Here is a 12,657-nt window from a genome sequence, read left to right as displayed (position 1 = left end):
AGCACACGCGCCCAGGACGACCTGTTCGTGCACGTCAACGGCAAGTGGCTCGACGACTACGCCATTCCGGCAGACCGCGCGGTCGACGGGGCATTCCGCACCCTGTACGACAGGGCCGAAGAAGACGTCCGCACGATCATCCAGGAATCAGCCGAGTCGAACCCACCCGTCGGGACCGACGCGCAGAAGATCGGCGACCTCTATTCGAGCTTCCTCGACGCCGATGCCGTCGAGGAAGCGGGCCTTTCGCCCATCGCCGACGAGTTGGCATCCGTCGCCGACGCCGGCGATCTCGTCACTCTCGCCGAGGTTCTCGGCTCACTGCAGCGCACCGGCGTCGGCGGGGCCATCGGCCACTACGTCGACACCGACGCCAAGAATTCCTCGCGCTACCTGGTGCACGTCACGCAGTCCGGGATCGGCCTGCCCGACGAGTCCTACTACCGCGAGGACAATTACGCGAACATCCGCGAGGCGTACATCGCCCACATCGCAAAGATGTTCTCCATCGCCGGGCTGTCCTACGACGCCCAGCGTGTCTTCGACCTCGAGACCAAGCTCGCCGCAGGCCACTGGGATGTCGTCGCGCGCCGTGACGCCGAGAAGAGCTACAACCTCGTCGATTTCGACACTCTCGTGGGGAACGAACCCGGATTCAACTGGACCGCATGGATGTACGGACTAGGTGGCAGCAGTGAGCAGTTCGCGGAGATCGTCGTCGGGCAGCCGTCGTTCCTGTCCACATTCACCGGCCTGTGGGTGTCGGCCGACATCGAGGATTGGAAGGCGTGGCTCGCGTGGCGCATCGTGCACAGTCGCGCGCCGTATCTGACCGCAGCCCTCGTCGAGGAGAACTTCGCGTTCTACGGGACCACGTTGAGCGGCACCGAAGAAAACCGCGAACGGTGGAAGCGCGGCGTGTCTCTCGTACAGGACCTGCTGGGAGAGGCCGTCGGGAAACTGTACGTCGAACGCCACTTCCCGGCCGACGCCAAAGCCCGCATGCAGGTACTCGTCGCGAACCTCCAAGAGGCATACCGTCGCAACATCACCGACCTCGAGTGGATGAGCCCGGAGACTCGACAGAAGGCGCTCGACAAGCTCGACAAGTTCACCCCGAAGATCGGCTACCCGGATCGTTGGCGCGACTACTCGGCCGTGCAGATCGACGCGAGCGACCTGCTCGGGAACTACCGGCGCGGCTACGTTGCCGAATACCAGCGTGATCTGGACAAGCTGGGCGGACCCGTCGATCGCGACGAGTGGTTCATGACGCCGCAGACCGTCAACGCGTACTACAACCCGGGAATGAACGAAATCGTCTTCCCCGCAGCGATCCTGCAACCACCGTTCTTCGACCCCGAAGCCGACGATGCCGCGAACTACGGCGGAATCGGGGCGGTCATCGGACACGAGATCGGACACGGATTCGACGACCAGGGCGCCAAGTACGACGGCGACGGCAACATGATCGACTGGTGGACCGACTCGGACCGTTCCGAGTTCGGTAAGCGCACCACCGCGCTGATCGACCAGTACAACGAGTTCGAACCCAAGGCCCTACCCGGTCACAAGGTCAACGGACAGTTCACGATCGGTGAGAACATCGGCGACCTCGGCGGTCTGTCCATCGCCGTCGCCGCGTACAAGATCGCGCTCGACGGCAAGGACGCTCCCGTTCTCGACGGCCTCACTGGTCTGCAGCGGGTGTTCTTCGGCTGGTCACAGGTGTGGCGAACCAAGGCACGCGACGAAGAGGCGATCCGTCGACTTGCAGTCGATCCGCACTCGCCGCCGGAGTTCCGCTGCAACGGTGTGGTGCGCAATCTGGACAGTTTTCACGAAGCGTTCGATGTGAAGCCGGGAGATGCGCTGTACTTGGATCCAGCGGAGCGCGTCAGGATTTGGTAGGCGCTGCGCGCCTAGTGGCGGTTGGGCGCTCCGCGCCTAGTGGCGCGGTTGAGTGCACTCCAACGCACTGAACCATGCCACTGGCGGCGGAGCCGCCGCGACACTGGGACATTTCGAAGGGGTGGGGACATGAAAAAGCGGATCAGATGGATCGCCGCACACGGCGTCGTACGGTACGGGGCAAAGAAGGCGGCGCAGGCCGGTGACCCGCAAGCCATGCTGGTCGCGGACCCGGCAACCCGTGCCGACCCGCGCCAGGTATTCGAGAGGATCCGTTCGTCGGGCCCGCTGGTGAAGACCAGAATCTCGAACATCACTGTCACCCACCGAGTAGTCCACGAACTGCTCAGATCCGACGACTTCCAGGTCACGGAGTTGGGTGCCAACCTGCCGACGCCGCTGCGGTGGATCGAGAACAGAACGCGGTCGAAGGCTCTTCACCCGCTCAAGCCGCCGTCGCTGCTGTCCGTCGAACCGCCCGAGCACACCCGCTACCGCAAGCTGGTGTCGTCGGTGTTCACCCCGCGCGCGGTGGCGAAGATGCGTGAGATGGTCCAAGAGAAGGCAGACAGTCTGCTCGACGAGCTCACGGCGGGCGGCCGTGAAGTGGACATCGTCGACAAGTACTGCGCGCAACTCCCCGTCGCCGTCATCGGGACCATCCTCGGTGTACCGGACCGAGACCGCCAGAAAGTGCTCGAGTTCGGCGAGATGGCGGCACCGAGCCTCGACATCGGGCTCTCCTGGAAGCAGTTCAACCGCGTCGAGGACGGCTTGGAGCAGTTCGACGCCTGGCTCGCAGATCATCTCGCCGAACTCCGCCGCAATCCGGGCGAGGACCTGATGAGCGAGTTGATCAAGGCGACCGAGGACGGAATCGGTCTGAACGACCAGGAACTGCGCGCGACGGCGGGGCTCGTCCTCGCGGCGGGGTTCGAGACGACGGTCAACCTTCTCGGCAGCGGAATCCGGCTGTTGCTGGACCACCCGGACCAGCTCGACCTACTTCAGCAGGACGCGTCGCACTGGCCCACAGCCGTCGACGAGATGCTCAGACTGGAATCACCGGTTCAGCTGACGGCGCGTCGTGCGAAGCATGACGTCACCATCGAGGGCGTTCCCATCCCGGAAGGTGGACTGGTCGTCCTCGTCCTCGCCGGCGCGAACCGCGATCCCGACGTATTCGACGACCCGTACCGATTCGACGTCACTCGGACGAACGCGAACAAGCACCTCTCGTTCTCCGGCGGGCGCCACTTCTGTCTCGGCGCGGCACTCGCCAAAGCGGAGACGGAGGTCGGTCTGAAGACGCTGTTCGACCGATTCCCTCACCTGCGGTCTGCAGGCGAGGGAATCCGCCGCGACACCCGAGTCCTGCACGGCTGGGCGTCGCTGCCAGTGGATCTCGGGCAGCCCGCTGCTACAGGCGCTGCCCGGTAGCAGCGGAGAAGAAGAACACCTCGTCGAGCGTGGGGACGAGCCGAACCGTCTCTGCCAACCCGATCTCGAGCTTGCGGTCGACGCGAACCGCGAGCCGGCCGGACTGGGTGCTCCAGTCCGTGCCGAGCGGCGGCACACCGTACAGGAACGATTCCGCCCCTAGCTCCTCGATGAGTTCGACTGCGACAGAGACAGACCCGACGCCCTCGCCCACGAGGCTCCAGCTCTCCGGCCGAATTCCGAGTACGACCCTGGCCTCGGCGTTCGCCGGGACCGGAATACGCACACCACCGACCACCGCGGCCCCGTCGACCACCGGCGCGTCGATGAGATTCATACCCGGAGAACCGATGAACCCGGCGACGAACGTGTTGACCGGGTTGTCGTACAGTTCGCGCGGCGACGCGATCTGCTGAAGCTTGCCCGCCTCCAACACCGCAACCCGATCGCCCATGGTCATCGCCTCGACCTGATCGTGCGTGACGTAGACCGTCGTCGTGCCGAGGCGCTTCTGCAGACCTGCGATCTGCGCTCGCGTCGACACCCGCAGCTTGGCGTCGAGATTCGACAGCGGCTCGTCCATACAGAACACTTTGGGCTGCCGGACGATCGCGCGTCCCATCGCTACTCGCTGCCGCTGACCACCCGACAACTTGCCGGGCTTTCGGTTCAGCAGCGGTTCGAGCTCGAGCATCTTCGCCGCCTCGAGAACACGGGCAGCAGTGTCCGCCTTGCTCATTCCAGCGTTCCGCAATGCGAATCCCATGTTGTCCCCGACGGTCATGTTCGGGTAAAGGGCGTAGTTCTGGAACACCATCGCGACATCTCGCTCACGCGGAGCGAGTGTGGTGACATCGACGCCGCCGATGTCGATTCTTCCGCTCTCGACCGATTCGAGCCCGGCAAGCATTCGGAGGCTCGTCGACTTGCCGCAGCCCGAGGGGCCGACGAGAACGATGAACTCACCGTCGGCGATGTCGAGTTCCAGCGAGTCGACCGCCAACGAGTCGGAACCCGGGTAGCGGTGCGAGACCCCCGCGTAGTGGACGGCAGCCATTACGAAGGAAGGTTCGGGGTGATCTGGCGATCGATGATCTGCTGCAGCTGGTCCTGAACGCTGGCGAATGCCGTTGCGACGTCGGCGTTCTGCAGCGCGATCTGCTCCAGACCGGTACCGATGATCTTGTCGCCACCGGGTACGAACACGCGGGCGTAGTCCTGCGACCGGGTCTTGGCGAGCTGATCGACAGCCGTTCTGGCGTTCGGGTTCGCTTCGAGGAAGGCGATCTCGCTCGGATCTTCCTGAGCCGACTTGCGAACCGGCATGTACCCGGTGTTCTGCGAGAAGTAGGCGGTATTGGCACCGTTGGTGACGAAGTCGATGAACTTGAGCGCGTTGACTTTACGCTCGTCCGAGATCTTCGACGGGATGGCGAGGCCGGCTCCACCCGTCGGGCATCCGGGTTGTCCGTCTGTCGAAGGCAGGAATGCCGTGCCGAATTCGAACGACGCATTCTGGGTGATGGTGGACAGATCGCCCGTGGACGCGATCGTCGAGGCGATGATGCCCGCACCGAAATCGTTGGCGATGTCGCTGGAGACCGCCGCGTACTTCTTCGTGTGGATCATGTCCTTGAGGAATTGCCCGGCGGCGATGGTCTTCTCGTCGTCGAACTTCAGATCGAAGCCGTCCGAGTAGGCGCCACCGAAGGTCCAGATCGGACCTTCGAACGTCCAACCGAGGTAGTCCACGGCGTTGCCCCAGCCGTGGGCGAGCTTGCCGTCTCCGACGACGGCCTGGATGCGCGGGCCCCACTCGTCGAATTCCTGCCACGTCGCCGGGCCGCGGTCGGGAAGTCCCGCCTGCGCCCAGACGGCCTTGTTGTAGTAGAACAGCGGCGTCGAGCGCGCATAGGGCAGTGCCCAGTGGTTGCCGTTCCAGTTGTAGTCGGCGAGAAGCGAATCGACGTAATCGCTGGAATCGACGCCGGCTGCATCGAAGTGTCCGTCGAGCGGTTCGATTGCACCGGTCAGCGCGTAGTTGAACCACCACACGTCGGAGAGAACCACGACGTCGGGCACATCGTTGCCGGACAGCGCCGCATTGAACTTCTGCGAGACTTCCTCGTAGTTCTTGCCACCGTCGATCAGATTGACGGTCAGATCCGGATTTTCGGCCTGGAAGCGCGCGATCAGTTCCTGCTCGAACGCCTGCGACTTACCGGGGTGGTTGGACCAGAAGTTGATGGTGCTCGCGTCGCCCGATGCTGCCTCACCCGAGGAACTCGACCCGGGACTGCTGCACGCGGCGAGTGCCGCGCCGGCGGCCAGCGTTCCGGTCAGCGCGAGGAATTTACGACGATCGATGTGTGCCATGAGTGTCTCTTCTTTTCTTGTCGGTACCGGTGAATCAGCCTTTGACCGCACCGGAGGTGAGGCCCTTGATCATGTGTCGCTGGAGAACGAGGAAGATGGCGAGAATCGGCAGGATGGTCAGAATGGTGACCGCCATGACGGCGCCCCAGTTGGTGTAGCCCTCGGTGTTCTGCAGCAGAGTGAGTCCGACGGGAAGCGGTGCGACCGAGGAATCGTCGGACATCAAGAAGGGCCAGAGGTATTCGTTCCACTCGGTGACGATGGTGATGATCGCGAACGCCACCATCGTCGGTCCGGACAGCGGGAGGACCACCCGGAACAGCAACCGGAACGTCCCTGCTCCGTCCATGCGAGCGGCCTCGATGATCTCCGCGGGCAACGACAGAAAGTGGTTTCGCATCAGGAATGTACCGAAAGCGACTCCTGCCAGCGGAAGAATGATGCCCTGGAACGAGTTTCGCCAGCCCAGATCGGCGATCAGCGAGTAGTTCGAGATGACGGTGATCTGGTTGGGCACCATGAGTGCGGCGATTATGGCGAGGAAGACGACGTTCTTGCCCGGGAAGCGCAGGAACACCAGACCGTACGCACTGGCTACGCCCAGGACGAACTTGATCGACGAAGTCACGGCGGTGATGATCACCGAGTTCCGCAGATAGGTGAAGAACGGGACCTCGGTGGTTGCCTCGTCGTAGTTGTTCATGGTGAGCGAGTTGGGCCACCAGGTCACCGGCTGAACGTAGATCTCACCGCGCTCCTTGAAGGAGGTGATCAAGATCCAGAACAGCGGAAGTCCGATCATGATGATGACGAGAACCATTGCAACGTACCCGAATACCGTCGACAAGCTGCGCTGACGCTGTGGGTCCTTCGGCTTCACCGGAGCTGCAACGCTCACGGTCGGCTTTGCTGTCAGAGTCATCGCTGATCGTCTCGATCCATGATGCGTACCTGCACGAGGGTGACGATCAACAGAATGACGAACATGATCGTCGCGACCGTCGCACCGTAGCCGGCACGGAAGTTTCGGAATGTCTCCTCGTACACCTGGAACACCATCGTGGTGGTGCCGTTGCCGAGCGGACCGCCCCTGGTCATGACGTTGATGATGTCGAAGACCTGAAGCGAGTTGAGCAGAACGGTGATCGAAAGAAAGAACGTCGTCGGACGGAGCTGCGGCAGAAGCACTTTCCGGAACGTCGTCCACTTGCCCGCGCGATCGATCTCGGCCGCTTCCATCAGCTCCTTGCGCACACCCTGCAACGCCGCGAGGTAGATCACGAAGGTGTAGCCGAGGTTCTTCCAGAGGTAAGTCACCGTCACCATGAACAGCGCCCAGCTCGGATCCTGGTAGAAGTCCGGCGAACTGAGCCCGACGCGATGCAGAAGGTCCTGCACCAGACCGAAGTTGGGGTCGAACACGAACTGGAACGCGATTCCGATCGCGGCACCCGAGATGACGAACGGCGCAAACACCGCAGAACGGACGAAGTTGCGGCCCCGCAGTTTTCTGTCCAGCAGCATGGCCAGAATCAGTCCGAGCACGAGACTGCCGACCACTGCGGCAATCGTGAAGACGACGGTGTTGCCGACGATCGTCCAGGTGTCGTCGCGGGTGAACCATTCGCGATAGTTCGCCAATCCGACGAACGTCGACGTGGGCGAGGAGAGGTTCCAGTCGTAGAAGCTGAACTGAAAGTTCTCGACCAGCGGTCGGTAGGTGAACACGGCCAGCAGGGCGAGGTTGGGGCCCAACAGAATCAGGAAGAGCGCGTAGTCACTCCACGGCCTACCGAAGAAGCTCCTCCGGCCTGCTGTGGGCAGCACTCGTTCCGTTGTTGTACTCACTGCGCAGACTGTGCGCACCCGCCGCGAACGAGAGGTGAACTGTCACCCAATCAGGCATGGCCGCGGAGCTAAAGCTCTAGTGCTCTCTCCGCTTCAATGCTGGAGGTCGCTCCGCTCTAGTGCTCGCTCCGCTCCAGTGACCGAGGTCGCTCCGCTCCAGTGGCATGGTTGAGTGCACCCCAATGCACTTAACCGCGCCACTGGCGGCGGAGCCGCCTCGAGGCCAGCAAGAACTACCGGTTCCAGTCGCCCAAACCGTCGGACCCGCTGAGCGTTCCGCCCGCAGTGTTGTTGACGACGACGGGATCGCCCTTCTGGGAGTTCTCGAAGAACCACTTGCCGTCCTCGGTGCTGACATTGAGGCAGCCGTGGCTGACGTTCTCGTAACCCTGCGAATCGACGGACCACGGTGCAGCGTGGATGAAGATGCCGCTGTAGGAGATTCGAGTCGCGTACTCGACGTATGTGCGGTAGCCCTCGGGTGAGTCGACGGGGACGCCGTACGTCGAGGAATCCATGTACATCTCGCGAACGCGCTCACCGACGATGTAGGTGCCGTTCGGCGTTTCGTGCCCTGGCTTGCCGAAGGATGTCGGCATGGTGCGAACGACTTCGCCGTTGCGCGTGACGGTGATCGTCTTGGTCGCGTCGTCGGCGGTGGTGATGACGGAATCTCCAGTGGAGAAGTCCGCACGAGCGCCGCCGGCTTCGACAGTCACCTGCGTGTGCGCCGGGTAGAACTCGTTCGGGAGCCAACGAACCTGGGTGTCGTTGATCCAGTAGAAATGCCCGTCCACCGCAGGGGTAGTTGTGACGCGAATCGCAGCTTCGGCAGCTCCGCGGTCACCGATCGTCTCGTTGAACCGGATCGCAATGGGCTGGGCGACGCCGACGACCTCGCCGCCGCTCGGGCTGATCGACGGGTCGGAGAAGTTCGCCGGGGCCACACGCTGCTGCTGCGGCTCAGGGGCAGGCAACGGCTGCGCAGGATTGGACGATCCGGTGCCGGGGATGTCAGGCCCTCCAGGCCACAGCGGAGCTGCATGCGCCGGGGTCACGAGCGAGGCGGCTCCGAAGGCAGCGATGGCCGCCGCGAGGGACAACCGAGTGATGAGCTTCCGAGGTGACCGCAGTGCCGAACTCTCACGCGAGGCCATGTTCAAACGCAGTGCCATAACTGTTTCCGATCCGTCCTACTCTTGCCGACCGCAGCCGAAACCAACCGTCATTAACACACACTTGTCGTGCCTTTGGCGAATCGCGGAGAACTTCGAATCGTTCACACAGAGCTCCTACTGGAGCACGCCCGCTTTCTTCGCTGCCGAACGTACCTGGAAAGCGCTGACCACGAACAGCACGCCGAACACCAGCGCAAAGACGCCGACGAGCCACACGATGCTCAGGATGCCGCTGATTGGGAAGAACACCAGAACCAGTCCGAACAGAAGCTCCAGAACGCCCGCGAAAAGAAGCATGCCCCAGTGCGCTGCGCCGTCCAGCTTTCGCAAGCGAATGGAACCGGCGATCTCCAGGAGTCCGCCCATGATTGCCCAGATCCCGATCACGAACACTGCCGCAAGCGCAGTTATCTCGGGCCACACGAACGCGACGATTCCGGCCCCGAGGGAGACCAACCCACCCAGGAGCCACCACACCCACCCGGATTCGACCTTGCGTGCGGAAACTGCCCGGAAAATCGCCGACAGTCCGTCGACGATCGCGTAGGCACCGAACACGACGACCAACGCCCAGACGGTGACTTCGGGCCAGGCCAGCGCCACGATGCCGAATATCACCGCGAAGATGCCGCGGATGAGTACTGCCCACCACAGATCCTTACCGATCTGCAGCAGGGCTTCTTCGTTGGTCGAGAAAGAGTTGGACGGTTGAGTGGACATGAGTCGGTACCTGCCTTCTACGAGGGCTGACTAGGGACGCTGGATCCGTCGGAGATACACATCTGACCGGTGCTGAAGTTGACGGCGACGCCCGCTCCCGCGTCGCACCTGACGCCCTCGGCGGTCGTACCGACGAAGGTCTGCCCCCTGGTCAGTGACAGCGCGAATGCGATCGCGCCGGGGTCCGTCGACACGATCGAAACCGAATCCTGCCCGACCGACACAGCGCCGACATGCCCAGCCGATGTCTCCGCCGCCGCGACGCCACCCGAGTGGGCAAGGCCGAAAGCAGAGCCTCTCACCTCAGCTCTGGCGAAGGCCACCGCGTCGTATGCCCGAGCGAGGGCGGTGGACACATCGTCGGTACGCACTCCGCATGCAGTGCCGTCCTCGGCCACCTCTGCCGTCGACCCAGCAGGGCCTGTGCAGGTGAGGTCGGCCGCACCGGCGGCACTCGGGGACGCAAGAGCGAGCGCCATGACGGCACCGCCCACTCCAGCGGCCAGAACAGCCGTCCTGCCGAGACTGCGCGTGTCGAAGATCGCCACGAGAGCACCTTTCGCTGTCGATGACGCCGCCTCGTGTGGAGGCGTCACGATGTTTGGATTGTGCCACTGCGGGGGATCTCATTCAGGGTCTTATGGACTCAATTGCATTCCGTCGAGTCACCGGCGGCAAGACTGCACCGAATCGGACGCCCGAGTGAACGGAAAGCCCTGGCCATGGCGGTGTGCTCTCCGCTGCATGTACGGATTCGACTCGGATCTGCGGAGGGTGGACGTCAAGTGATCGATGTGCAACCGGAGGTTCGACGAGTAGTCGTCGTTGTGCCTGTTCACAACGAGGAGCTGTTGTTGGACGCGTGCCTGTCGGCGCTCGGACACGCGTGCGAGGGAGTCGGCGTCGAAACGCACGTGATCGTAGTACTGGATTCCTGCACCGATTCATCGCTCGATATCGCCCAGACGTGGTCCGACAAGATCGATGCGACCGTGGTGACGGTCGATCGCCGCAACGTCGGAGCTGCGCGCGCCGCCGGATTCCTGGCGGCCTTCCGCGACGCCGGCATCTCCTCGTATTCGGACGTCTGGTTCGCCACGACCGATGCCGACAGCGAAGTAGGCGGCAACTGGCTGTCGACGCAGCTCGCGCACGCCCGCCGAGGCGCTCGCGTCGTGGCGGGCACCGTGACGCCCGACTCCGACACCGTCTCGCCTGCGTTGGCCTTGGCCTACAACTCCGGCTATCGGCACCGGCCCGGTCACCGGCACGTGCATGGAACGAACCTCGGATTTCGCGCGGACGCGTATTGGAGCGTCGGCGGGTTCGGAGCCCTCGCCACCGCCGAGGATGTCGATCTGGTCAGCAGACTCGAGCACGCGGGCATCGACGTACTCTATGCATCCGACGGACCGGTTCGAACCTCGTCGAGGCGTGTTGGCCGGGCTCCCGACGGCTTTGCGGGCCATCTGTTGGACCTCGAGTTGGCGATCGCGCTGTGAGCGCTGCACTCACCGACCGGATGAAGCAGTGGGTCGTCGACGAGGCCGGCGATCTTCCATTGCCGGGCGGCGGATTCACCGACACACGATGGCTGTCACTGGCTGCGCTCGGCCGTGAGGATACCGTTCTGGGGCGCTTCGCCGAGGCACATGCGGACGCGCTGGCGATCCTGGCGGAGCTGGGTGGTCCGACACCGAAACGTGGACAGATCTGGGGCGTGTGGGCTGCGGAACCGCCGTCGCCCGTGCTCGAGGCGGCACAGGGGACGAACGGGTGGAAGCTGACCGGCGTCAAACCGTGGTGCTCCGGAGCGAATGTGTGCACGAATGCTCTGGTGACGGCCCGCGTCGGTGATCGCTCGCGACTGTTTGCGGTCGACCTCACGCAGGATTGGTGTCGGCCCATCGCCAACACATGGCATGCGGTCGGCATGTCGAGAAGCGACTCGGGAACGGTTCGGTTCGACGGTGCCCGCGCAGTTCCGGTGGGCGAGGTCGGCGCCTACATCGAGCGTCCCGGCTTCTGGCACGGCGCGATCGGCGTCGCGGCGGTGTGGTTCGGTAGCGCCTGCGCAGTCGCGGACACGTTGCATGCCGCCGTGCGATCCGGCGCCGACGCTCATGCACGGGCCCATCTCGGCTCGGTTGCCGCCGCACTAGGGGCGGCATCGAGCTCGTTGACGACGGCAGCTGCCGAAATCGATTCGGATCCAACCGATTCCGATGGCCATGGACGCGTTCGAGCTCGCATCGTCCGCGCGACCGTCGAATCTGCATCGACGACTACGATCGACCGAGTCGGCCGTGCGCTCGGCGCAGCTCCCCTGTGCGCCAACGGAGAACACGCGCGACGGGTGGCTGATCTGACGGTGTTTCTCCGACAGAGCCACGCCGAACGCGACCTCGCGGCACTCGGAGAGGACATCGCGAAGGAGGACAACCCGTGGTAGAGAACGGAACAGCAGAAATGGGCAGGACATTCGACACTGTCGATCTCGGCACACCCGAGGCGGAATGGAGCGCCTGGAAACAGACGTTCCCGCAGCTCGACCTCACTCGGTGCCGCGAGCTGATCGTCGTCGCACCGCACCCTGACGACGAGGTGCTCGGCGTCGGGGGCCTGATGTCGATGGCTGCAGCTGCGGGGATACGAGTATCGGTCGTCGCAGTCACCGACGGCGGCGCGTCGCATCCCGGTTCGCCGACCATGACGCCCGATCAGCTGATCGAGTCCCGGCCGAGGGAAGCGCAACGCGCGCTGCGGGAACTCGGACTGGACGTCGATCCGATTCGACTCGGTTTTCCGGATGGAGAGCTCCCCGAGCACGAGGAAGAGATGACTCGGGCGTTGACCGAACTTCTGGCCGGCAGCCAGGGCACGTGGTGTCTGGCTCCGTGGCGGGGGGATCGTCACCCTGACCACGAGGCGACGGCACGCGCGTGCCTCGCTGCAGCCAAACGCGTCGGCATCGCGGTCCTCGAGTACCCGGTATGGATGTGGCACTGGGCGCGCCCCGACGATCCCGAGGTGCCGTGGGGCCGGGCACTCGGCGTCGACCTCACCGAAGGCACAGCGGAATCCAAACGGCGTGCGGTCGAACACTTCACGACACAGATCGAGCCATTGTCCGAGCACCCGGCCGACCGCGCGATCCTGCCGCCACACATTCTGGAACGGCTGC

Annotated in this window: 12 protein-coding genes; 5 read left to right on the top strand and 7 right to left on the bottom strand. The window is 63.8% G+C overall.

The window, feature by feature from the left end; all coding sequences use genetic code 11:
* The coding region (locus tag A2J03_RS07400) for a M13 family metallopeptidase (protein WP_068371525.1) at positions 1-1,911 on the top strand (1,911 nt) is incomplete at its 5' end.
* Positions 1,912-2,040: 129 nt separating this feature from the next.
* Positions 2,041-3,351, top strand: coding sequence for a cytochrome P450 (locus A2J03_RS07395; RefSeq protein WP_068371508.1), 1,311 nt, complete (start codon positions 2,041-2,043; stop codon positions 3,349-3,351).
* Here the strand turns inward: A2J03_RS07395 and A2J03_RS07390 are convergent.
* The 7 genes from A2J03_RS07390 to A2J03_RS07360 form a co-directional block, all read right to left on the bottom strand.
* Positions 3,332-4,408: an ABC transporter ATP-binding protein gene (locus A2J03_RS07390; RefSeq protein WP_068371506.1), complete on the bottom strand. Its 1,077-nt coding sequence runs from the start codon at positions 4,406-4,408 to the stop codon at positions 3,332-3,334. The genes A2J03_RS07395 and A2J03_RS07390 overlap by 20 nt on opposite strands.
* The gene (locus A2J03_RS07385) at positions 4,408-5,727 is read right to left on the bottom strand and encodes an ABC transporter substrate-binding protein (protein ID WP_068371503.1); all 1,320 of its coding nucleotides are present in this window, start codon (positions 5,725-5,727) and stop codon (positions 4,408-4,410) included. Before A2J03_RS07385 ends, A2J03_RS07390 begins: the two co-directional genes overlap by 1 nt.
* A gap of 34 nt (positions 5,728-5,761) precedes the next feature.
* Positions 5,762-6,649, bottom strand: a complete 888-nt coding sequence (locus A2J03_RS07380) for a carbohydrate ABC transporter permease (RefSeq protein ID WP_068371500.1) — start codon at positions 6,647-6,649, stop codon at positions 5,762-5,764.
* Entirely contained in the window at positions 6,646-7,575 is a 930-nt protein-coding gene (locus A2J03_RS07375; RefSeq protein ID WP_197480652.1) for a carbohydrate ABC transporter permease, read from the bottom strand. Before A2J03_RS07375 ends, A2J03_RS07380 begins: the two co-directional genes overlap by 4 nt.
* 233 nt (positions 7,576-7,808) lie before the next feature.
* Positions 7,809-8,732, bottom strand: coding sequence for a L,D-transpeptidase (locus tag A2J03_RS07370; protein WP_068371523.1), 924 nt, complete (start codon positions 8,730-8,732; stop codon positions 7,809-7,811).
* Positions 8,733-8,867: 135 nt separating this feature from the next.
* A complete protein-coding gene (locus A2J03_RS07365; protein WP_068371489.1) occupies positions 8,868-9,473 on the bottom strand; it encodes an HdeD family acid-resistance protein in 606 nt (201 codons plus the stop codon).
* Between the two features lie 17 nt (positions 9,474-9,490).
* Positions 9,491-10,021 carry a DUF6764 family protein gene (locus A2J03_RS07360; RefSeq protein ID WP_082897667.1) on the bottom strand — a complete coding sequence of 177 codons (531 nt, stop codon included), beginning with the start codon at positions 10,019-10,021 and terminating at the stop codon, positions 9,491-9,493.
* 237 nt (positions 10,022-10,258) lie between these two features.
* Here A2J03_RS07360 and A2J03_RS07355 point away from each other — a divergent pair, with 237 nt between their 5' ends.
* The 3 genes from A2J03_RS07355 to A2J03_RS07345 all read left to right on the top strand — a co-directional run.
* Entirely contained in the window at positions 10,259-10,975 is a 717-nt protein-coding gene (locus tag A2J03_RS07355; RefSeq protein WP_068371517.1) for a glycosyltransferase, read from the top strand.
* A gap of 20 nt (positions 10,976-10,995) precedes the next feature.
* Positions 10,996-11,925 (top strand): acyl-CoA/acyl-ACP dehydrogenase, encoded by a 930-nt coding sequence (locus A2J03_RS07350; RefSeq protein ID WP_068371511.1) that lies wholly within the window; start codon positions 10,996-10,998, stop codon positions 11,923-11,925.
* Between the two features lie 17 nt (positions 11,926-11,942).
* Positions 11,943-12,657: PIG-L deacetylase family protein (locus A2J03_RS07345; protein ID WP_068371514.1), on the top strand; the 715-nt coding region annotated here is incomplete at its 3' end.

It is taken from the genome of Rhodococcus sp. EPR-157 (assembly GCF_001647195.1).
GTDB lineage: Bacteria > Actinomycetota > Actinomycetes > Mycobacteriales > Mycobacteriaceae > Rhodococcoides.
The sequence above is the reverse complement of the archived record's forward strand: the minus strand, read 5'-3'. Positions and strand labels throughout refer to the sequence as shown.